The organism is Hallella multisaccharivorax DSM 17128 (genome assembly GCF_000218235.1).
Classification (GTDB): Bacteria; Bacteroidota; Bacteroidia; order Bacteroidales; family Bacteroidaceae; genus Prevotella; species Prevotella multisaccharivorax.
The window spans coordinates 2,430,708-2,453,958 of the sequence record NZ_GL945017.1 but is presented as its reverse complement, the minus strand read 5'-3'; the positions used below and the strand labels follow the sequence as shown (position 1 = coordinate 2,453,958).

14 protein-coding genes, 3 tRNA genes and 3 rRNA genes are annotated in these 23,251 nt (G+C 50.8%); 10 read left to right on the top strand and 10 right to left on the bottom strand.

What is annotated here, in order from left to right:
- Positions 1–16: 16 nt before the first annotated feature.
- The 5 genes from nosD to PREMU_RS10605 all read right to left on the bottom strand — a co-directional run bounded on the left by nosD (position 17) and on the right by PREMU_RS10605 (position 5,455).
- The gene (nosD, locus tag PREMU_RS10625; RefSeq protein ID WP_007575222.1) at positions 17–1,291 is read right to left on the bottom strand and encodes a nitrous oxide reductase family maturation protein NosD; all 1,275 of its coding nucleotides are present in this window, start codon (positions 1,289–1,291) and stop codon (positions 17–19) included.
- Positions 1,264–1,707: a nitrous oxide reductase accessory protein NosL gene (locus PREMU_RS10620; protein ID WP_007575221.1), complete on the bottom strand. Its 444-nt coding sequence runs from the start codon at positions 1,705–1,707 to the stop codon at positions 1,264–1,266. The genes nosD and PREMU_RS10620 overlap by 28 nt, the downstream gene beginning before the upstream one ends.
- Positions 1,708–2,331, bottom strand: coding sequence for a hypothetical protein (locus PREMU_RS10615; RefSeq protein ID WP_156804000.1), 624 nt, complete (start codon positions 2,329–2,331; stop codon positions 1,708–1,710). It abuts the gene before it with no gap.
- 8 nt (positions 2,332–2,339) lie between these two features.
- A complete protein-coding gene (gene nosZ, locus PREMU_RS10610) occupies positions 2,340–4,376 on the bottom strand; it encodes a Sec-dependent nitrous-oxide reductase (protein ID WP_007575219.1) in 2,037 nt (678 codons plus the stop codon).
- A gap of 224 nt (positions 4,377–4,600) precedes the next feature.
- Positions 4,601–5,455, bottom strand: a complete 855-nt coding sequence (locus PREMU_RS10605; RefSeq protein ID WP_007575218.1) for an OmpA/MotB family protein — start codon at positions 5,453–5,455, stop codon at positions 4,601–4,603.
- A gap of 465 nt (positions 5,456–5,920) precedes the next feature.
- On the opposite strand from PREMU_RS10605, the gene purL reads away from it, so the two are divergent.
- From purL to PREMU_RS14210, 10 genes are all read left to right on the top strand, one after another.
- Positions 5,921–9,772 carry a phosphoribosylformylglycinamidine synthase gene (gene purL / locus PREMU_RS10600; RefSeq protein ID WP_007575217.1) on the top strand — a complete coding sequence of 1,284 codons (3,852 nt, stop codon included), beginning with the start codon at positions 5,921–5,923 and terminating at the stop codon, positions 9,770–9,772.
- Between the two features lie 2 nt (positions 9,773–9,774).
- Positions 9,775–10,326, top strand: coding sequence for a chromate transporter (locus PREMU_RS10595; protein WP_007575216.1), 552 nt, complete (start codon positions 9,775–9,777; stop codon positions 10,324–10,326).
- A gap of 26 nt (positions 10,327–10,352) precedes the next feature.
- Positions 10,353–10,928 (top strand): chromate transporter, encoded by a 576-nt coding sequence (locus tag PREMU_RS10590; RefSeq protein ID WP_007575214.1) that lies wholly within the window; start codon positions 10,353–10,355, stop codon positions 10,926–10,928.
- Positions 10,929–11,351: 423 nt separating this feature from the next.
- Positions 11,352–12,881: ribosomal RNA gene (locus PREMU_RS10585) — 16S ribosomal RNA — on the top strand.
- A gap of 108 nt (positions 12,882–12,989) precedes the next feature.
- A tRNA-Ile gene (locus PREMU_RS10580) sits at positions 12,990–13,063 on the top strand.
- 20 nt (positions 13,064–13,083) lie between these two features.
- Positions 13,084–13,157, top strand: a tRNA-Ala gene (locus PREMU_RS10575).
- Positions 13,158–13,384: 227 nt separating this feature from the next.
- Positions 13,385–16,326 (top strand): 23S ribosomal RNA (locus tag PREMU_RS10570).
- 153 nt (positions 16,327–16,479) lie between these two features.
- Positions 16,480–16,592, top strand: a 5S ribosomal RNA gene (gene rrf / locus PREMU_RS10565).
- Together the 16S, 23S and 5S rRNA genes with 2 tRNA genes alongside form the textbook arrangement of a ribosomal RNA operon.
- Positions 16,593–16,841: 249 nt before the next feature.
- Positions 16,842–17,354 (top strand): GAF domain-containing protein, encoded by a 513-nt coding sequence (locus PREMU_RS10560; protein WP_007575212.1) that lies wholly within the window; start codon positions 16,842–16,844, stop codon positions 17,352–17,354.
- Between the two features lie 218 nt (positions 17,355–17,572).
- Positions 17,573–18,031 (top strand): NAD(P)H-dependent oxidoreductase, encoded by a 459-nt coding sequence (locus PREMU_RS14210; RefSeq protein ID WP_244863882.1) that lies wholly within the window; start codon positions 17,573–17,575, stop codon positions 18,029–18,031.
- Between the two features lie 44 nt (positions 18,032–18,075).
- On the opposite strand, the gene PREMU_RS10550 is transcribed toward PREMU_RS14210, so the two are convergent.
- The 5 genes from PREMU_RS10550 to PREMU_RS10530 form a co-directional block, all read right to left on the bottom strand.
- Positions 18,076–18,151: transfer RNA gene (locus PREMU_RS10550), tRNA-His, on the bottom strand.
- A 181-nt stretch (positions 18,152–18,332) separates the two neighbouring features.
- Positions 18,333–19,343: a discoidin domain-containing protein gene (locus tag PREMU_RS10545; RefSeq protein ID WP_007575210.1), complete on the bottom strand. Its 1,011-nt coding sequence runs from the start codon at positions 19,341–19,343 to the stop codon at positions 18,333–18,335.
- A gap of 9 nt (positions 19,344–19,352) precedes the next feature.
- Positions 19,353–20,522 (bottom strand): DUF1735 and LamG domain-containing protein, encoded by a 1,170-nt coding sequence (locus tag PREMU_RS10540; RefSeq protein ID WP_007575209.1) that lies wholly within the window; start codon positions 20,520–20,522, stop codon positions 19,353–19,355.
- Between the two features lie 22 nt (positions 20,523–20,544).
- Positions 20,545–21,648, bottom strand: coding sequence for a glycoside hydrolase family 18 (locus tag PREMU_RS10535; RefSeq protein WP_007575207.1), 1,104 nt, complete (start codon positions 21,646–21,648; stop codon positions 20,545–20,547).
- 37 nt (positions 21,649–21,685) lie between these two features.
- Complete coding sequence (locus tag PREMU_RS10530; protein WP_007575206.1) at positions 21,686–23,242, bottom strand: RagB/SusD family nutrient uptake outer membrane protein; 1,557 nt, start codon at positions 23,240–23,242, stop codon at positions 21,686–21,688.
- Between the last annotated feature and the right edge of the window lie 9 nt (positions 23,243–23,251).

Sequence of the window (23,251 nt, the reverse complement as noted above, 5' to 3'; positions counted from 1 at the left end):
TCGTTGCGCCTGTGAGTCAGACCGCCCAGCGCCGCATGCTGGGCGTGTGGTCCTGATAAGTGTCAGGCGTCACAGTAGGGATGATTTTCTCGGTCTGCTCCAACAGGTTCATCAGGAAGCTGCGGAAGAAGAGCAGGACATCGCTGTTCTGCTCCGCCAAAGAAGAGAAGAGGCTCAGTGGGCGGTAAGGCACATCGCCCCTACCGTCGTGGTTGAGGTCGTAGCCGTCGTACTTGTCCCAGTAGTTGTTTTCCACGATGTTGCCATTGTAGCTCTTGTTGGTTGTCATGTCAAACGTGTTGCCGATAAAATTGTTGCGCACGATGGTGTCGTTGCTGCTTCCCGATACCAGTCGGATGCCCCAGCCGCAGTCGCGCACCTCATTACGCTTGACGAGCAGATCCTGTCCTCCGTCGATCATCAGGCCGACGGTGTTGCGCCTGAACACATTGCCCTGGATGCGGGCATATTGCAGTTCCTTGATGAGTAGCCCGTAGCTGCTGGTGCCTTGGTTGTCCTCAAAGACATTGTTGAGCATAGTGACGTTGTGGGTGTACATCACTGCCACCCCGGCCCTATTGCGGCGAAAAGTATTGCGCATGTATGTATTGTAATGTGAGAACATGAAGTGAAGCCCATATCGCTCGCAATCACTGATGGTATTGCGTGCGATGAAGGAATGCTCACAAAATTCCAGATAGATGCCGTCGCGGTGGTGCCCGACGGTATTGTCGGTGATGCGCAGCCCATATCCTTTCCAGCAGTGAATGCCACTGCCCATGATGGGGTTCTGGGTGATGTTGCTCTCCACACGGTTGTGCTCCACGGCGCAGTGTGACGTGGATTGTAACATGATGGAGAACATATTGTCTTTCAATAGGTTGTGTGTGATGGAGACATTGCTTACATTCTCCGCAAAGATGCCGGCATAGTCTAAGCGCGACGAGCGGTTGCTGTGCGTTATCTTCAGTCCGGAGACGCTGACGTCACTGGCCCGTACCTCCACGACATGGCCTTTGTAGCAGCCGTCTATTACCGGCCAATTGATGCCCTGGAGCGTCAACGGTTTGCGGATGACGAGACGCTCACGATAAGTCGCTCCGCCGGCAATCCTGATGGTGTCGTGCGGCCTCGCGTGTTTGAGCGCCGCATTGATGGTCGTGAACGGCAATCTCTTCCCTACTTTGAGCACGCGCGCGCTGCTCCGGGCGGGGAAGAGAAGGGTCAGCAGAAAGAAACTCAATGAGATAAGAGGTGGAATCCTTAATGAGATATTTTGAGTCTTTCCCATGAATCTAAGAGAATGGCATTGTTATCCTTTGCGAACTTCACGGCGTGGGTATGGTTTTTAAACGCTGCCACACCGCCGTTCATAGGTGTCTGGAACTCGCCCAGCACCAGTGATGCCCTCCGGATGTCTATCAATGAGTCGGGCTGGTCGTAGTCGGCCACATAGATCTTGGCAACCGTCGAGTCTCCAATCTGGTTGTCGTGCAAATAGTGGAAGAGACAAGTGGCGTCATCGAACTTGAAGCACTTCCCCTTGTCGGTGATGAACTCGCAGGAGAATTGCTTCTTTTCGATACTCATCCCGCATTTGTCGCAGTTGTCTTTACCGGCTTGGATAGCCTGCGGCTTGTCGTTGACCGAACAAGCCGCAAGCATCATTACTGATAGGACGATGCTGCAGAGAATCGTCTTCTTCATTCAGACTCCCTTCTTTTTACTGCCCAGGATGCCAATCTCCTTGAACACTACGAAGGCGACAAGCAGACCGGCGACAAAAAGCAGATAGCCGCCCACGTCGGGTTGTGACATCACGGTCATGTTCAACAACTGCTTCACACCGATGATCGGTGGCTGATAGGCCATGCCCGGCACCCTGATGGGAGCTGTCGGATCCAGGTTGTGGCCGTAGACATAAGTCCAGTGATAGAAGTCGATGAAGCCCAACACACCAAAGATGCCGAACGCGATCAGCGCGCTGATGGACAAGCCTTTCTTTCGGATGACGGCAGCTACAATGAAGAATACCGCAAAGGCGATGAGGACAATGGGCAGTGCGGAGAACTCCCAGAAGTCACCCGGATGGATCTGCGCCATGCCGACATAGTGGTTCAGCTCGTTGATCTTCTCTAAGTCGATGCCGTCGTCGCCGCCATTAACACCCTTGAGACCTCCGATGAACATCGACATGCCCTCCGGATACTGCGGTGCCGCGATATCGATGCGCCACAGTGAGGTGAATGCAGCGACACCCGTCAGGATGGCTGCCACGATGAGCAGGACCGCACTCATCCTGCTTATTTTTCCTTTAAAATTCAGTTTCATGATGGTTGTTATTTTCTGTTGTGGCCGGTCTTAGGTGCCCCAGCCTGTGTTGTGGGCTTGGAGACCTTGAAATCCTTTGGCAGTTTGTCGTCGATCGTGAATTTCAGGGGTACGTTGCTGCCTGCAGGGCTGACGCGGATGTAGCCTTGCATCTCCTGGTGGAGCGCACTGCAGAAGTCGGTGCAGTACATCGGAAGGATGCCTACACGGTTGGGAACGTATTTCAGCGTGCAGGTCTCACCCGGCATGACGAGGAGCTCGCCGTTGTTCATACCCTTGATGGCGAAGCCATGGGGGATGTCCCATTCCTGCTCGATGTTGGTGACGTGGAAGTAGACTTCATCACCCATCTTGATGCCCTCGATGTTGTCGGGCACCAGGCGGCTGCGGATGGCGGCGATGTAGACATCAACGCGTTTGCCATGACGCTCCACACGCGCTTCTTGAGCGGAGTTGAGCTTATAGGGATTCTTGTTTTCGGACAGTCGGGTGAACTGTATAGAGTTGGGCTTCACCATGTCGGCGGGGATGGCGGAAGCGTAATGGGGCTCACCCACCAACGGGAACTCCAGGATGAGCTTTATCTTCTTGCCACTAATATCGTAGAGCTGGGCAGCCTGACAGAGCTCGGGGCCTGTGGGAAGGAAGCAGTCCTTTGTGATCTTATTGTAGGCGACCATGTACTTGCCGTAAGGCTTCTTGGTGTCGGCGCCTAAGACAGAGAGGTGCCCCACACTGTAATAGGTGGGTACGCGGTCTTCGATCTGCAGGGTTTTGAGGTTCCATTTTACGATTTCTGAAGAGATAAAGAAGCTGGTATAGGCATTGCCGTCAGCGTCAAACTCCGTGTGGAGCGAGCCGAGGCCAGGTGACTGGACCTCGCCGTGAAGCGCAGCCTCATACTTAATAACGGGGATGCCGTTGACTTCACCGTCAAACTGTTTGTCCTTGATGGCCTTCTGAATCTTGGAGAAGCTGAAAACAGGGAGATTAGCCGACAGCTTGCCGTTGCCGACGATATATTCTCCCGTCGGGTCGACATCAACACCATGGGGTGATTTGGGACAGGGAATGAAATAGAGGAAGTCGTGGAACTTCTTCGTATCGATCATCTTCACCTTGTTCAGAATCTCTGAGGTGGCCTGGTTCTTGGCGAAATCCATGACGTTGTGGGCGTACTTTGCGTTCTTCCAGACAAAATCGCCCTTGGCAGCGTGCTCCGCGGCTTTCTTCCAGTTAATGGCGAGGATGTAGTCCTTGTCGTTCTGGCTGGCGTTAACCTCCAACATGGAGTGTGCCATCTCCGTGTTATAGCAGGTGAAGAAGCTCCAGTCGGCCGACGGACCCTTTCCACTGTGGCTCAGGTCGTAGTTGAACGGGGGCACGGCAAGCTGGAAGTCAAGGCTCATGTGGCCGGTATTCTTGTCCACCTTAATATAAGACACCGTGCCACGGAAGTCTTTCTTGTAGTCCTTGATGGCGACGTCACCGTTCTCAAAGTCGAAAGGCACCGAGAAACGTGATCCGGCCACGACATACTCCGTGTTGCACGTGATGAAGGGTGAGGCATGATCGCCGCCGGTGTTGGGCACCTCTATGATCTCTGCCGTCTGGAAACGCTTGAGGTCGATGCGGGCAACACGTGGCGTGTTGTTCTCGTTGATGAAGGCCCAACGCCCGTCATACATGGCGTCAGTCTCTGAAAGCTGGGTGTGATGGGAGTCACCCCATGGCACGAAGCCAAAGGACGTCATCAGCAACGGCTTGGTATTCTCATTGTAGCCATAGCCGTCTTCGGCGCACTGAGAGAAGACAGGGATGACCTTCAGCAGACGACCTGAGGGAATGCCGTACACGGCGAGCTGCCCGGAGAAGCCTCCCGAGACAAAATCGTAGTACTCATCGTAGTGGCCCGGAGCCACATACACTTTCTTGGCTGCGTCGTCATCGACTGCGATGTGCCCGCCCTTCTTCATCTTGCAGGAAGAGAGTGAGGTCCCTATTGCCAGTACGCACGCCAGCGCGACAGTGAGATTTTTGTTCATAGCTTATGATTTAACAGTTAAAGTTCTACTGATTGTCGTATGTAGTTTACAAAATTACGCAATAATTTCATTTCTGATGGGTAACAAATGTTATCCAATTGGGTTAAATAAGGATAAATTGTTTGACAGTTGGGAGGTGAAACCGCCATTACATAGGAATGACATTCCGTTGCAATGGCGGTGAACCCTATTTACTATAATGTGGACGGTCTTACCGTCAACCGTTATTTGTTGCCCTCCTCCGGAGCCTTGTCGATGAGGTCCATGAACTGGTCGAGCTTCGGCGTGATGATGATCTGCGTGCGGCGGTTGCGCTGTCGTCCGAGCTCCGTGTCGTTGCTTACAAGCGGGTTGAACTCACCGCGGCCGCCGGCTGTGAGGCGCTTGGGGGCTACGTTGAAGTGGTCGATGAGGTACTGTACGACAGAGCTGGCGCGCAGTGCGGAGAGGTCCCAGTTGTTGCGGATGTTCTTCATGCTTGGCGCGGCGGTGTTGACGGGCACGTTATCGGTGTTGCCCTCAATGAGCACATCGTAGTCTTTGTAGTCGGTGATAATTTTTGCGATCTTGGACAGGGTCTCCTCGGCCCGGTCGTTGATCTCATACGATCCGCTCTTGTAGAGCATGTTGTCGGCCAGTGAGATGTAGACCACGCCCTTGAGCACCTGTACGTCGACCTCTTTCAGCTCTTCCTTCGACAGTGAGCGCGTGAGGTTGTTGGTGAGCACCATGTTGAGCGAGTCGCTCTTGCTCTTCACCTCCACGAGATGGCGGATGTACTGGTTCGACTCGTTGATCTGGTCGACGAGCTTTGAGATGTTGATATTGTTGGAGTTGGTGTTGGACAGGCTCTGGCTGAGATTCCTCTGTAGGGCCTCGTTGTCGCGCTTCTGCTGTGCGAGCTGGTCCTCCAGGCTTGCCACGCGCGCATTGGCGGCAGCGAGTTTCTCCTTGGCATCCTGATAATTGCTGGTGAGCTCGCGGTTCTCGTTCTGGCAGTTCACCAGGTCTTTCTTGCTGGCACAACTGGTAACGAGCAGCGCACCGGCAACCATTGCGAATAAAAGTGTCTTTCTCATATTAGTTGAATTTTTCTTGTGTTATTTCTCCTTTTTGTGGTCAAATTTAATAATTAGACACAAGAAAAACAAAAAGGTGACACTTCTTTATAGTTATTTAACCGCCTGCTGCTTTTATATGCTGTTTTTTAACGGGCTTTGATACAGGGATGGGCGGCCGCTATCCCCGTGTACGCATTTGAAAGTCGCCGTCGGTCACCAGTGCTGCGGTGGCATTGCGTTTACGCCGTAATCGCATTGCCTTTACGGCGTAGACGCAATGCCTTTACACTGTAGAGGCGTTGCCATTACGGTGTAGACGCAGAGCCTGTCGTATGTCAAAAAGCAGATTTTAACACCTTTGTGCGAATCAAAATAGCCGGCAACGTATATAATTACCGAAAATCTTATTAATTTTGCAAGCAGTAGCATTCACGCAGATTATCCAGACCGTAACATCACATACTTTATAAATCTCTACAGATTATGATTCTTTTCTTCAAGACTCCCAAGGAGAATATCATTGCCACTGAGATCGACCATCAGCCCAGTGAGAAGGAGAAGCAGGCCCTCTGCTGGCTTTATGGTGACGCCACACTTTTGGACGACAAGAAGCTCGAAGGCTTTTTCGTGGGTCCGCGCCGTGAAATGATAACCCCCTGGAGCACCAATGCCGTTGAGATCACTCAGAACATGAGTCTCACTGGCATTTCGCGTATTGAGGAGTACTTCCCCGTAAAGAGTGAAGATGCTGAGCACGACCGCATGCTTCAGCGCATGTACAAAGGTATCGACCAGACCATCTTCACCGTCAACCACGAGCCCGAGCCTATCAGGCACGTGGAGAACATCGAGAAATATAATGAGGAGGAAGGTCTCGCCTTGAGTCCTGAAGAGATTGAATATCTACACAAGATAGAGAAGCAGAACGGACGCCCGCTCACCGACTCTGAGATTTTCGGATTCGCACAGATCAATTCCGAGCACTGCCGGCACAAGATTTTCAGCGGCACGTTCATCATCGACGGCGAGGAGCGTGAGTCAAGTCTCTTCTCGCTCATCAAGAAGACCACGCAGGACCATCCGGGCAAGATACTCTCGGCCTATAAAGATAATGTGGCTTTCGCTCAAGGGCCGATGATTGAGCAGTTCGCACCGGAGAATCAGACCACCGCCGACTATTTCAAGGTGAAGCCCATCGAGAGTGTCATCTCTTTGAAGGCGGAGACTCACAACTTCCCGACCACCGTGGAGCCGTTCAATGGCGCCGCCACGGGTACAGGCGGTGAGATTCGCGACCGCATGGGCGGTGGGACGGGCTCATGGCCTATCGCGGGTACGGCAGTTTACATGACCTCCTATCCGCGCCTGAAAAACGACGACGGTAAGCCTGCACGCGACTACGAGCAGAAGATCGCTCCGCGTGAATGGCTCTATCAGACGCCTGAGGAGATCCTGATCAAAGCCTCGAACGGCGCTTCTGACTTCGGCAACAAGTTTGGTCAGCCTCTTATCACGGGTTCCGTGCTTACCTTTGAGTATGAGACGAGCACAAAAGATACGGAAACGCTCGTGCACCCACAAGGTGATCAAAACTCTCAATCCTCACCCCTCACTCCTCACGCCGATGAGGTCTACGGTTATGACAAGGTCATCATGCTTGCCGGTGGCGTGGGTTATGGCAAGAAACGCGACTGTCTGAAGAAAGAGCCGAAGAAAGGCGAGGACATCGTCGTTGTCGGTGGTGACAACTACCGCATCGGCCTGGGCGGTGGCTCCGTATCTTCCGTAGACACTGGCCGCTATGGCACCGCCGTGGAGCTCAACGCCGTGCAGCGTGCCAACCCCGAGATGCAGAAACGTGCCTACAACCTCGTGCGTGCTCTCGTAGAGGCCGACAACAATCCCGTGACCTCTATCCACGACCACGGTTCGGCCGGACATCTCAACTGCCTCTCCGAGCTTGTGGAAGACTGCGGTGGCGAGATTGACATGACCAAGCTGCCTATCGGTGACAAGACGCTCTCTGCCAAGGAGATCATCGCCAATGAGAGTCAGGAGCGTATGGGCCTGCTCATCGAGGACGGGCATGTGGAGCGCGTGCGTAAGATGGCAGAGCGCGAGCGTGCACCGTTCTATGTCGTAGGTCAGACCACGGGTGATGCCCACTTCTCCTTCGTTCAGGGCGATGGTGTGAAGCCTTTCGACCTCGATGTGGCACAGATGTTCGGTCACTCTCCGAGGACCATCATGCGCGATGTCACAGTGGAGCATCATTATGAGGATGCTACTTACAGCGCAGATAAGATTGACGAATACCTCAACCATGTGCTACAGCTCGAAGCTGTGGCATGTAAGGACTGGCTCACCAACAAGGCGGATCGCTCCGTGACAGGTAAGGTGGCACGCCAGCAGACACAGGGACAGGTGCAGCTTCCGCTCTCCGATTGCGGCGTGGTGGCGCTCGACTACCGCGGGCAGGCAGGTATCGCTACAGCCCTCGGTCATGCTCCGCAGGCCGGTATGGCTGATCCCGCAGCAGGCAGTGTGCTGTCTGTTGCAGAGAGCCTGACAAACATCGTGTGGGCGCCGATCGCTACCGACAAGGATCATCCTTTCCCGATAGAGAACCTTAACCTCTCAGCCAACTGGATGTGGCCGTGCCGCTCTCAGAAAGGTGAGGACGCACGGCTCTATGCCGCCGTCGAGGCTCTCAGTGACTTCTGCTGCTCGCTCCGCCTCAATGTTCCGACGGGTAAGGATTCGCTCTCGCTGACTCAGCAATATCCTGACGGAAAGAAGATTATCGCGCCGGGTACCGTCATCGTTACTGCCGGAGGCGAGGTGAGCGACGTGCGCAAGACCGTCAGCCCTGTGCTGGTCAACGACAAAAACTCATCCTTATACTATATAGACTTCTCTTTCGACGAGCAGCGTCTCGGTGGTTCCGCCTTCGCTCAGACCCTCGGAAAGATTGGCTCTGATGTGCCGACGGTGAAGAACAGCGAGTATTTCGCCGACTGTTTCAATGCCGTGCAGGATCTCATCCGGAGGGGCTGGATCATGGCCGGCCACGACATCTCGGCCGGTGGTCTCATTACCTGCCTCTTGGAAATGACTTTCGCCAATGTGGAAGGCGGTATGCATGTCAACCTCCACGACATCATCCAGGACGACGACGATGTGGTAAAGATGCTCTTCGCCGAGAACCCGGGCGTCATCATCCAGGTCTCCGACACGCATAAAAAAGAGCTGAAGGAATATTTCGGGGAGGCAGGCATTGCCTTCGCTAAGATTGCTTATCCCACACCGGCTGAGCGTAAGATTGTCATTGTGAAGGACGAGTGGAAACACGAGTTCGACATCAACAGCCTGCGCGACACCTGGTATAAGACTTCCTATCTTCTCGACCGTCGTCAGAGCATGGGTGGCATGGCCCACAAGCGCTTCCTCAACTATAAGAAGCAGCCCTTAGAAATCCGCCTCGGCAACTTCAAGGGTACATTCTCTGCTCTCGGTCTGAACCCCGACCGTTGGGAGGCTGAAGGTAATCATAACTCTCAACTCTCAACTCTCAACTCTCAACGTCCGAAGGCTGCCATTATCCGTGAGAAGGGAACAAACGGTGACCGTGAGATGGCTTACACCCTGTGGCTCGCCGGCTTCGATGTGAAAGATGTGATGATGACCGACCTCATCAGTGGGCGTGAGACCTTGGAGGAAGTCAATATGATTGTGTTCTGCGGTGGCTTCTCCAACTCCGATGTGTTAGGTTCTGCCAAGGGCTGGGCGGGTGCTTTCCTTTACAACCCGAAGGCAAAGGAGGCTCTCGACAAGTTCTATGCCCGTAAGGATACGCTCTCGCTCGGTATCTGCAACGGTTGCCAGCTCATGGTGGAGCTCAACCTCATCAACCCCGAACACAAGCATCGTGCGCATCTCACGCACAATGTTTCACAGAAGTTTGAGAGTGCCTTCCTCTGTCTCTCTATCCCACAGAACAACAGTGTGATGCTCTCTTCGCTGAGTGATGACAAGCTCGGCATCTGGGTGGCTCACGGAGAGGGCCGCTTCTATCTCCCTGAACCCGAGGATCACTACAACGTCGTGGCAAAATACAACTACGCTGAATATCCGGGCAACCCGAACGGTTCTGATTACAACGTGGCAGGTATCTGCTCCGCTGACGGCCGTCATCTCGCTATGATGCCGCATCCGGAGCGCGCTATCTTTCCCTGGCAGTGCGCTTACTATCCCGCAGAGCATCGCAACGATGATGTGACACCGTGGATTGAGGCCTTTGTCAATGCAAGGAAGTGGATCGAAGAGCATAAATAAATATGGTTAATCAATCCAAAAGTCTTTATACCCAATTATTCAAGACTTTCTTCAAGATTGGCGCATTCACCCTTGGGGGTGGATACGCCATGATTCCGATCATCGAATCAGAGGTTGTGGAGAAGAACAAGTGGGTCAATAAAAATGACTTCCTCGACCTTATCGCCGTTGCACAGAGCTGTCCGGGTGTCTTTGCTGCGAACATTGCTACGTTTATCGGCTATAAGGTCAAAGGAGAAAAGGGAGCACTGTGCACCACGTTGGGTGCCGTACTCCCCTCTTTCCTCTTCATTCTACTTATTGCGATGGTGTTTCATCATTTCATGCAGATCCACTGGATAGCCGCGATGTTCAACGGTATCCGTCCTGCTGTCGTGGCACTTATCGCTGTACCTACCTTCAACCTCGCCAAGAGCGCGAAGATCCATCTCGGCAACTGTTGGATTCCTATTGCCGGAGCCTTACTCATCTGTGCCTGTCATGTCAACCCAATATGGATCATCATTGCAGCCGGTGCAGGCGGATATGTCTATGGTAGAATAGTTAAGAAATAAATTGCTGAGAAATATATCGCATAATAATGATATTCCTACAACTCTTCTGGACATTCTTTAAGATAGGTCTCTTCGGATTCGGTGGCGGCTATGGGATGCTTTCACTCATTCAGATGGAGACTGTACATAACCACCACTGGCTCACGAGTGCGGAGTTTACCAACATCGTGGCCATCAGTCAGATGACCCCCGGTCCTATCGGCATCAACTCAGCCACCTACTGTGGTTATACTGCCGTCCACAACGCCGGCATGGGCAATGTGATGGCGATTCTCGGATCTGCCATTGCCACATTCTCGCTGATTCTCCCTTCCTTCGTGTTGATGATACTCATCAGTAAGATATTTATGAAATATATGAAGACGCGTGCCGTACAGAGTGTCTTCATGGGATTGCGGCCTACTGTTGTGGGCTTGTTAGCCGCAGCCACTATCATGCTGCTCAATGCAGACAACTTCGGCAGTCCCTCTGTTTCTTTTTGGCAGTTCTCCATCAGTGTGCTGCTTTTCTGTGCTACCTTCTATGGCACTTTCTTCCTGAAGATCAACCCTATACATATGATTGGTTATGCGGCTCTTGCCGGTCTTGTGCTGCTCTACTGAGTCGTATTCTGAGTCACAGCATCCTCCTATCAGTATGCTGTAGTCCCCTCACCGTAGCGCAAAAGTCCTTTGCCTGCCGATGCTTACATACGGCAATAATAAAAAAAAGAAAAAAAGTTGGAGAAATATTTGGCAGGTATTGTAAAAGTCTATACCTTTGCACTCGCTTTCCGGAAATACGCCGGTTGGCAACAAAAGATAAGAGTTCTTTGAGAAGATTTACATAGACAGAGAAGTAGTACAAGAAGCGAGTTGTACACATTATATTATATATAGCAATATAGAAGATGTTGTGTATGACTTGGGTAAAAGAAACGAACCGATCAATTTTGATTAGTTACTTCCACTTCAATAAAGGATAAGCGTCCTGAACAGACTAACGGTAGTGTGTTTTCGATCACATTACACATTATAGACAATTTTACAATGGAGAGTTTGATCCTGGCTCAGGATGAACGCTAGCTACAGGCCTAACACATGCAAGTCGAGGGGAAACGAAGCGGGAGCTTGCTTCTGCTGTCGTCGACCGGCGCACGGGTGAGTAACGCGTATCCAACCTGGCCTGAGGTAAGGGATAATCCGCAGAAATGTGGTCTAATACCTTATGTGCTCCTATGAGGCCATCTGAAGAGGAGCAAAGATTTATCGCCTTAGGATGGGGATGCGTCTGATTAGATAGTTGGCGGGGCAACGGCCCACCAAGTCATCGATCAGTAGGGGTTCTGAGAGGAAAGTCCCCCACATTGGAACTGAGACACGGTCCAGACTCCTACGGGAGGCAGCAGTGAGGAATATTGGTCAATGGGCGAGAGCCTGAACCAGCCAAGTAGCGTGCAGGATGACGGCCCTATGGGTTGTAAACTGCTTTTATGCGGGTATAAAGGAGCATACGTGTATGTTTTTGCAGTTACCGCATGAATAAGGACCGGCTAATTCCGTGCCAGCAGCCGCGGTAATACGGAAGGTTCTGGTGTTATCCGGATTTATTGGGTTTAAAGGGAGCGCAGGCTGTCAGATAAGCGTGTTGTGAAATGCGGTTGCTCAACATCCGCACTGCAGCGCGAACTGTTTGACTTGAGTACGCACGACGTTGGTGGAATTTGCCGTGTAGCGGTGAAATGCTTAGATATGGCGAAGAACTCCGATTGCGAAGGCAGCTGACGGGAGCGCTACTGACGCTCATGCTCGAAAGTGCGGGTATCGAACAGGATTAGATACCCTGGTAGTCCGCACGGTAAACGCTGGATGCCCGCTATATGCCCCTTAGGGTATGTGGCCAAGTGAAAACGTTAAGCATCCCACCTGGGGAGTACGCCGGCAACGGTGAAACTCAAAGGAATTGACGGGGGCCCGCACAAGCGGAGGAACATGTGGTTTAATTCGATGATACGCGAGGAACCTTACCCGGGCTTGAATTGCTGAGGAAGGCTTCAGAGATGGAGCTGCCCTTCGGGGCTTCAGTGAAGGTGCTGCATGGTTGTCGTCAGCTCGTGCCGTGAGGTGTCGGCTTAAGTGCCATAACGAGCGCAACCCTTTTCTTCAGTTGCCATCAGGTAGTGCTGGGCCCTCTGGAGATACTGCCGCCGTAAGGTGTGAGGAAGGTGGGGATGACGTCAAATCAGCACGGCCCTTACGTCCGGGGCTACACACGTGTTACAATGGGTGGTACAGCGAGCAGGGTTACCGCAAGGTATCCCGAATCATTAAATCCGCCCTCAGTTCGGACTGGGGTCTGCAACCCGACCCCACGAAGCTGGATTCGCTAGTAATCGCGCATCAGCCATGGCGCGGTGAATACGTTCCCGGGCCTTGTACACACCGCCCGTCAAGCCATGAAAGCCGGGGGTGCCTGAAGTCCGTGACCGCAAGGATCGGCCTAGGGCAAAACTGGTAATTGGGGCTAAGTCGTAACAAGGTAGCCGTACCGGAAGGTGCGGCTGGAACACCTCCTTTCTGGAGAGACGCTTTTTTTGAAGCAGGAATGTTTCCTTTCCCTGGAGCTTCTTGTCTACGCTATCTGTTTTAAATGATTTAGAAGAGCGGCAATGCGAATTGCATGACAGTCCTATAGCTCAGTTGGTTAGAGCGCCACACTGATAATGTGGAGGTCGGCAGTTCAAGTCTGCCTGGGACTACTCTTTATTTCATTCCCTACGGGGGATTAGCTCAGCTGGCTAGAGCACCTGCTTTGCAAGCAGGGGGTCAACGGTTCGAATCCGTTATTCTCCACGTTGAGGGAGAGTGAGAGCAGTGAGGACGTGAGTTCTTTTGTGCCTTGCTTTTACCTTGAGACAGATCTTTGACATATTGACACAAGCAAAACTGTAGTAGTTGTGTACGCAGTTACATTGTAACTGCCTGCATGAATAAAAAGTTTCACAGAGACTTAATCTGTAGACAATACAGCTGAAAGTATGAGCGGCATCTGAAGTCTCAGCAATGGGACGGAAGATGACTCGAAAGTAAGAAAGGGCGGATGGTGGATGCCTAGGCTCATTCAGGCGAAGAAGGACGTGATAAGCTGCGATAAGCCGCGGTGAGGTGCAAATGACCCTTGACCCGCGGATATCCGAATGGGACAACCCAAGTTTTCGGACTTACCGGTCGTTATAGGACCGGGGCTAACGGAGGGAACTGAAACATCTTAGTACCTCCAGGAAGAGAAAATAAGTTAATGATTCCCCCAGTAGTGGCGAGCGAGCGGGGAAGAGCCCAAACCGGTGATGTGTCACCGCATCATTGGGGTAGTAGGACCGCGCCATTGTACTCTAAGGGTGAGGAGAAGCTGCTGGAAAGCGGCGTCATAGAAGGTGATAATCCTGTATCCGAAGCTTAAGGGAGGCATAGCGGTATCCTGAGTAACGCGGAGCACGAGGAATTCTGCGTGAATCTGCCGGGACCATCCGGCAAGGCTAAATACTCGAATGAGACCGATAGTGAACCAGTACCGTGAGGGAAAGGTGAAAAGCACTTCGATGAAGAAGGTTGAAAGAGATCCTGAACCCATCCGCCTACAAGCGGTCGGAGCTGCATTAGCAGTGACGGCGTGCCTTTTGCATAATGAACCTACGAGTTACCGTCTCCAGCGAGGATAAGTGTCATGAGACACGCATCCGTAGTGAAAGCGAGCCTGAAGAGGGCGGTTTTGGCTTATTTTTAGCCAGGGCGCACCTATCGTGCGTTAAGTTGGAGGTGGTAGACGCGAAACCAAGTGATCTACACATGTCCAGGATGAAGTCAGGGTAACACCTGATGGAGGTCCGCACCAATAAGCGTTGAAAAGCTTCTGGATGAGGTGTGTGTAGGAGTGAAAGGCCAATCAAACTTGGAGATAGCTCGTACTCCCCGAAAGGCATTTAGGTGCCGCGTGTGGAGATAAGACAAAGAGGTAGAGCGACCGATAGGACGCGAGGGCTTCACCGCCTGTCAAGTCCTTCCGAACTCCGAATGCTTTGTTTCTGCATCCATGCAGTAAGGGGGCGGGTGCTAAGGTCCGTCCCCGAGAGGAGAAGAATCCGGACCGCCGTCTAAGGCCCCGAAGTTTCCGCCGAGTCAGTCTAACGAAGTCCAGTCCCGGTGACAGCCAGGAAGTTGGCTTGGAAGCAGCCATTCCTTCAAAGAGTGCGTAACAGCTCACTGGTCGAGGGTCAGGGCATGGATAATAATCGGGTGTAAGCGGGACGCCGAAGGCGCGGGATAGCAAATAATAAAAGTATCGGTAGGGGAGCATTCCAATGTTGTCGAATGGTGTGCGTGAGCGATCCTGGAGACATTGGAAACGCAAATGTAGGTATAAGTAACGCTAAGGGGCGTGAGATTCGCCCCCGCCGCAAGTCTAAGGTTTCCCGGGCAATGCTGGTCATCCCGGGGTAAGTCGGGTCCTAAGGATAAGCCTAAGGGCGCATCCGATGGCAGAGACGGTTAATATTCCGTCACTTGTCTTACGGGCGAAGTGGAGACGGAGCAGTGGCACGGCCGCGGGGCGACGGAAGTCCCCGTTGAAGAGTGTAGGTGATGAGAGGTCCAGGCAAATCCGGACTTGAGCCGAACTGATAGTATGGATTCCTCTTCGGTGGAATCCAATAGCGCCGGTAATCAGACTCCCGAGAAAATCCGCTAAGCCTAACCGTAGGACAGCCCGTACCGCAAACCGACACAGGTAGACGGGTAGAGCATACTGAGGCGTTGAGAGATTCATGGTTAAGGAACTAGGCAAACTGACCCTGTAACTTCGGGATAAAGGGTCCTCATAGCGATATGAGGCGCAGAGAATAGGTCCAGGCAACTGTTTACCAAAAACACAGGGCTGTGCGAACTCGTAAGATGAAGTATACAGCCTGACACCTGCCCGGTGCCGGAAGGTTAAGAGGAGAGCTCATCCTGCTTTGTCAGGTGAAGGTTTGAATTGAAGCCCCGGTAAACGGCGGCCGTAACTATAACGGTCCTAAGGTAGCGAAATTCCTTGTCGGGTAAGTTCCGACCTGCACGAATGGTGTAATGATCCGGACGCTGTCTCAACCATGATCTCAGTGAAATTGTAGTATCGGTGAAGATGCCGATTACCCGCGATGGGACGAAAAGACCCCGTGAACCTTTACTATAGCTTAGCACTGACCTTGGTCATCCGATGTGTAGGATAGGCCGGAGGCTGAGAAAGAGCCACGCGAGTGGTTTTGGAGCCATCCTTGAAATACGGCCCTTTGGCTGTCTGAGGTCTAACGCGCTTGAAGTGCGGACACTGCTTGGTGGGTAGTTTGACTGGGGTGGTCGCCTCCAAAAGCGTAACGGAGGCTTCCAAAGGTGCCCTCAGACCGATTGGTAACCGGTTTTAAGGAGTGTAATGGCATAAGGGCGCCTGACTGGGAGGCAGACACGCCGATCAGGCAGGAAACTGGGGCATAGTGATCCGGCGGACGTGTATGGAAACTCCGTCGCTCAAAGGATAAAAGGTACTCCGGGGATAACAGGCTGATCCCCCCCAAGAGCTCATATCGACGGGGTGGTTTGGCACCTCGATGTCGGCTCGTCACATCCTGGGGCTGGAGAAGGTCCCAAGGGTTGGGCTGTTCGCCCATTAAAGTGGCACGCGAGCTGGGTTCAGAACGTCGTGAGACAGTTCGGTCTCTATCTATCGTGGGCGCAGGAGTTTTGAGTGGTTCCGTCACTAGTACGAGAGGACCGTGACGGACGGACCTCCGGTTTACCTGTTGTGCCGCCAGGCGCATGGCAGGGTATCTGCGTCCGGATGGGATAAGCGCTGAAAGCATCTAAGCGCGAAGCCCACCGCGAGATGAGAGCTCCATAGAGGGTCGTCGCAGACGACGACGTTGATAGGCGGCAGGTGTAAAGACAGCGATGTCAAAGCCGAGCCGTACTAATAGCCCGATGTCTTTCGAATCAGGCTCATGTTTTCAACTGTATGTTTGTATGTTTCCGTGGGCGGAGAGTCCCGGGATACGGAGGCGGCCCTCAGGCCGCATCCCTGTGTGACGGTACAGTTTTGCTTGCCGATTATGTCACCTTACACACGTCAGCGATGACGTAAGACACATCAGGTGGTTATTGCGGCGGTGTCCCACCTCTTCCCATTCCGAACAGAGAAGTTAAGCCCGCTTGCGCCGATGGTACTGCAATGCAATGCGGGAGAGTAGGCAGCTGCCTCCTTTCATAAGAGCCCAGAGGACAGAAATGTTCACTGGGCTCTTTTGGTTGTCAGTTATAGTGATTCCATTTCTTCAATGATGTGTTATTGACTGCATTCTTCTACATGAAGGTCAATCTGAATGTTACTTTGCCAGAGTCATTGTCAGCTAATTTTAACGGTTAAAGGCAAGTATTCTTATAGAAAAAACACTATCTTTGCAGTATTCTTACATAATCATTATATAGCTAATTTAACTGACGTTGATCGCTATGACGCATAAGAAATATGGAATTATGGGCAATGTAGCTTGTAACAACTCTGCTGCCTTTGATAAGGAAGCGCACTATTCGCAGGCTTTGGTTCAGGCGAAGGACTTAATAGTAGGTATTGATAACCATATAGGCGCTTTGGCTAATGTCACGGCCTTATTTAAAGAGTCCTTCCCATATTATTCATGGATTGGCTTCTATATTGTTGATGGCGACACGTTGAAATTAGGTCCTTTCCAGGGGCCTGTAGCCTGCTATGAGATAAAGAAGGGTAAGGGAGTCTGTGGTACGGCATGGAAGGGAAGACAGACGGTGATAGTTCCTGACGTGCTCCAATTTCCCGGTCACATTGCCTGCTCATCTCGGTCTCGCTCAGAGATTGTTGTACCCATATTCCGTGGAGATGAGGTAATAGCCGTTATTGATGTGGATAGTGAGTCATTTGGATCTTTTGATTCTGCTGACCAGTATAATTTAGAGCAATTGGCAGACATTCTTACACCCCTTTTTTAAAGATTGACTATCATTTCTTATCGTTTTGTTATTATGATGAGAAGGGTATTGTTAGTTACAGGTATGTTCTGAATTGTCGATGGCTAACAAGGCGATTGTCAATGAACTGACAATGGCTATTCACGGACTGGAGATTGATAATCTTGCCGAGTTGTATCCTGAACTTCAAAAATGATGTGAGGACGGAGCAGAGGAAGCTCCTTCTCCTTGATGCGAATATGATTATTGTCCAGTCTCCACTCTTTTGGTACTCTATGTCTTCTCTCATCATGCGTTGGTGGGAGGAGACGTTCGCATATGGATGGGCTTACGGCAGCATAGGCGAGGCTCTGAAGGGTAAGAAGATCATATTTGGTATTACTGCTGGTGGCATCCGACAGAGCTCTATGCCAGTGGTGTTGCAGGTATCATGGGAGAGCAGATTCCCAATCGTTTCGAAGTGTATGCCAAGTTTTGCCAAATGGATTATCTGGGCGGTAAACTCACAGGGGGCTGCTGAATGCCGGCGCTGGCATATTGGTGATGAAGTCCGACAAGCCATGCGTGAGCATGTGGATTATCAAGACCATAAGATGAAATCTTTATTACGAGGCAAACTATTCATACTCCAGATGGATATGAATAGTTTGCCTTGTAGGCATGAGGTATTTATAGGCATAAGCACATACAAAAAATAAACGGGAATCCTTATCTATAAAGGATTCCCGCTTTATTCTTGGCAGGGTGGGAGGAGGGACTCGAACCCACGACATTCAGAACCACAATCTGACGCTCTAACCAACTGAACTACACCCACCATGTTAAAGATATGCTTCCTATCAGAAGGTGAGTGCAAAGTTACTTTAATTATTTTGTTTCTCCAAACATTTTCGCGATTATTTTCAAAAAATAATTACCTAACAATAGTTATTATCAGGAGGATCTCATATCGCTTACCGGCATCAGCCTTACCAATGCCGGCAAACGATTTTAGCTATCTTATTCATAAAGATTGACCTCACACAATGCTGGCATGTTGTAGTCATTTCCGTACCACACCCCGTATGGGCATTTTACGCAACGCAACTTCACATACTTACATTTCACTGTGCTGTAGAACACCCATGGCACGATATCGGTACTGGATGAAGGTCCATAACTATCATTCACTTCTCCATTGGTCTGACTCGTCCATTTCGTCCCGTCGTCACTGGTGAGAATTTCAATTACTGACGGTGAATAATATGGGCTGTCATATCCGAACTGATAGGATAGCCCGCTGATGTTATGCGGCTTATCGAGCTGCATGACAACCTCATAGGGACCATAGTTATCGTAGGCGGTTGAAGTGTTGTTGTCGTTTAAGCCAGTTGTCTCATATCCATTGACCTCCACCCTATAATTATTTATATCAATTTTTGTGAGTTTGGCCAGTTCAGCTTTAGACTGTGAGCGCAGATTGGTTGTGATTTTATGGATAAGCAACTTGTACTTATTATACTCTTTGGCCAGTGTCACCTCTTTGGATGTTGTCGACAATTTGAGTATAGCCACGCCCTGTCCTTGAAAGGCCTTAAGGGCATCGTCGTCCTTGAGCGTTATATGTACGGGCTCTGTTGAACGATACTCGCCGGCTTTGATGGCCACGGTCGGATTGATAACATTGATGGCAGCTGCAGGCAATGCTGTGGTATTGTCGCCATAGGCGGCAGCTGCAGCCTCATCAGGAGTCAGAGAGACTGAGACATCTTGCTGGGCAGGTACGGTGAGGTTAACATACACATCAATGGTATCTGGGGGCAGGATTATATTGACAGGAGTCTGAACCACAGTAATATCAGTCGTGTTGGTCTTGGCCCCACTTTGATAGATGTATACTTTAGCTCCGTAGTTATCCTCAGTAACGGGATTGAGCGGTGTACCCACTGCGGGCTCGTCGTCACAGGATTGGAGCAGTACAGCTCCCAATATGAGAGGGAGAGATATTCTGATAATGTGAAATGCTTTCATTGGTTTTAATTATTTACCGTCAATACGTACATTTGGTATCCATTGTGTAGTGCCTTTGGCTATACAGCTATTGCCGTGTCCTGTTGCGTCGGCAAACTCATTTCCTCTGCCCTCATTGAACTTGAAATAAGCAAACAAGCCTTTGCTCTCAGGATTGATGACATACATGTTATTAGCCACCTCTCCTTGACTGCGGGCTACGGTCCACAGGCGGAATTCGCTCACCATCACATTGGCCTTGAGGTAGTCCTGGTTACCCATCTGGCAGTTCTCTGCGCCGAGCCAAACCGTTTTTCCTGGCAATGTCATACTGTTGTCTAACTGTCCGTTGACATATAGGTTCAGCGTCGTACCCGTACAGACGAATGCAATGTGATACCATGTGTTGGCCTTGAATTCCATACGACTATTCATCTGTGTTCCCTGTGTCTTGATTTGGAGAATGTTTCCTTTGATGGGCGCATCGCCGAAGCGAATGTAGATCTCTCCGTTCTTGCCGTTGGAGCCCCATCCACCAAAGATACTTTGGTTGTTAAATTGTCCAACCTGTGTTCCTAACAGGCTGATGTTGACATTCATCTCTACCGTCCATGTGTTCAACTCGATGTTATCACCGTTTGCTGCCCACTTGAACTTAAAGTTGTTGGAACTGTTCAAGATTGGTACAGGGGTATAGATGACTTGATCAAGCAGTATGACCATGCTACTGCCCGAATTGAGCACATCCTTCTTGCCATCAGTACTGACAAGCTTCAAAGGCAAAGCATATTTTGCTCCACTATTCTTCATTCCAGCGGTCAAAGGATTGAATGTAATGTTCAGCGGTGCAGACAACGAGGTTCCCGCATCTACCATTATGTTCTTAGTCGCCATGCTATACTGACCTTCCGGTAAGGGAACATAGGAAGTTGTGTTGTGGCGGTTAAAGTTGCCGAGTACGGCCGTATCGACCACCACTTCGAATGAGCAAGGCTCCGATGTAGGGTTGGACAGTCTGACGTTAAGTGCAGTGGTAACAGGCTCGTTACCAATGGTGATTTTCTCGCTGCTATTCCCATTGGTTTGAGTCTGCGCGAAGAAAGCTTGGTCGCTGAGTACGGAGTAGTCGGCATCTTCGCAACCGTACAGCAGAAGGGATGCGACACCCAAGCTCAACAACATTAATCTATATCGTTTCATATTTTCGTTTTTACTTAAAGATTTATTTGATGACAGGATTCATAATGCTAATGGCCTTGCGAAGGTAGGGATAGGTGTTGACGATACCTGCCAGTCCGTACTCATACTCCATGTGGTAGGAGCCTACGCCGCCTTTGTGGTATTTTCGGCCATTGATTGTGGGATTCCAGTAAGCCATACCAAGCAGAGAGGGCACCTTTGTTCCATCGTTTAGTGTGTAAGTTACGCCGCCATTCGAAGCGTAGCTCTCAAAGTTCTCGCAAACGATTATCTTTTTAGCAAGTTGCTCAGCACTCAACACATTTTTATAATGGTCATATTGTATGGCCACACGCGAATCAAGATCTTGGTCCGCAGAAGAGGCATAGGCCTGTAGGATGAAATAGTTGAACCTGTCGGCATATTTAGTTGGTATGCGCTCAGGCTGCCCATCCACCACCAGCATCTTGCCTGTGCCTGATGCCGGTCCAATCCGTTTGGAAATGGTCTCCACGAAGCAGTCCATGATTTCGCTGTGAGTCCACAGCTCTTTATTGGTATTAAAAGGCTGTGCGTAGTCGGGCTCCGCATCGAGATCGAAACCATTGTAGTTGTATTTCTCAATGGTATCGCAGATAGCATTGGCATACTTCTCCGTTGCAGCGAGCTGTGACTGGGAGTCACTTCCCCAACCCCAGAACCGGTGGCGCCATTCATCCCAGGAGGTGCCTTTGTCTATCTCCGACTGAGGCATCTCTGGCGTAATCTGATCACCGATATCCATGACTATGAAGCAGATGAGGGCTTTAGTACCCTTCAATTGCTGCACCTGTTTGAGATCGTCCTTTTGCTGGTCACTGATGTTTTTGAAGTTACCCCAGATTGACACAAAGTCCACACTGTCGGGTAGTCCCATGAGGCAGTTCTCCAATTTAGTGCCGTTACCTGTCCAGTTGCCGAACCATCCGAAAGCCACAGCGTGGTCGGATGCCTTATAGGCTTTCAACCGTTGGTAGTAATCCGTACTACGGTCAGTCTTGACAAGGTCAGCGGGATCTTTTATCTCCGTTTCTGTCCAGTTACTGCAAGCTGTCAGCGCTGTAATGGCCATCACCATGAGACAGAATGTTCTGATATATCTTTTCATATTCTTCTTTTCCATTTAAGTGAGACGATTGTAGGGTTTACTTTTTTTGCCACCACATTTTCGTGGCATAGTCGTCAGCCCCACCAAGAAGTTGCACAGCCTTGTCATAATTTGTCTTGTTGCGTACACGCTCCTTGGGATCGAGAGGTAGTCGGTTAGCAACACTCAGGTTGGCCGCTGAGCTTTGTGCCGGCGCAAAAACCTTGGGATATCCTGTGCGGCGCAAGTCGCACCAGGCCTCCTGTCCGTTGGGGAACATTGCTATCCACTTCTGGGTGATAAGTCTTTCGAATTTTACTTCTTCCGAGGCGCTGTCATCCCATTTAACGGTGATGGTGCTCACAGCCGAGGCATTGCTGCCATAGCCGCCCTCTACATTCAAATAATCAGCCTGCTTGTCAGAGTCATTGTTGAGGTAAGTACTGGCACCGGAGACACCCCATTGCTCAAAGGAGAGGGTAACAGCTTGATTGTAGAGTTCACCGGCAGTCCCGCCCATGCCTGTCCATCCGGCCAACGCTCCTTCTGCGCGGCAGAAAGTCACCTCTGCAGCTGTCATCCAAATACCATTGTCGTTCTGCTTAACATTAGCAGCAGAATAAAGAGCATCCGCCATAGCCTTGTTACCGACGTTGGCACCGGCCCGCATACCGATAATCTTTCGAGGTCCGGATGTGGCTGGCGATGAAAAATATTTCTCTATGCGCGGATCATGATAACCATTCATGTAGGTCTCAATATCAGCACAAGCACGGGTATCGCCCCATTCCACCGAGGTCTTGTAAAGTCCGTTAGGTGTATAGGTGATTGTGAGATTATCGCTATTGTTTGTGATGACGCCATCTTTAACAGCCTGCTCACCAATCTTTTTAGCCAGCCCAGGCTCTACAAAACGCATGCGAATGGCCATACGGAGCTTGAGTGAGTTGGCAAATTTCAGCCATGAAGATAGCGTGCCATGATACACATGGTCATATTCCTCTGCAAACTTTACGGAAGGGTTTGCTGATACGACAGGAGCCATCATAGCAGTGGCAGAATCCAAATCGCTGAGAATGCGCTTGTAGACATCCTTCTGAGAGGAATAGGCGTTGGCGTCGTTGTCATCAGCACCAATTGTCAGTGGGCCATACATATCAGTCAGTGTCAGGTAACCCTGTGCGCGTAGAATGAGTGCGAGGGCGTATGTGAGTCCCTCTCCATGACTGATGCGTCTGATTTCCTCAAAATTGGACTCTATCTTCGGCTTCATGTCGCGCAGAGGATAGGCCGCCCAGTTTTCAGGAGCATTGCTTAGTACGAAGTTCTTTTGTGCGAAACCATTGTTGGCATATGTAAAATAACGCCCTAAATAGTTACCAATGAGGTCGTAGTTCATTTGGTAGGCATTCTCCTGTTCGGGGAACACGTTGTCTTGCATGTTGATAAGAAAATTTCCGGACATATAGTTGTCGCGGCCGAGTTCCTCAGCATTAGTCTTATTGCCTGGGCGGTTGGCATCTTCAAAGCCATCGGTGCATGATCCCATTACTGCCACAGTTGCGAAGGCGGCTACGAGTGTCAGTTTTCGGATATTTATATTGATTCTTTTCATGGATTATTT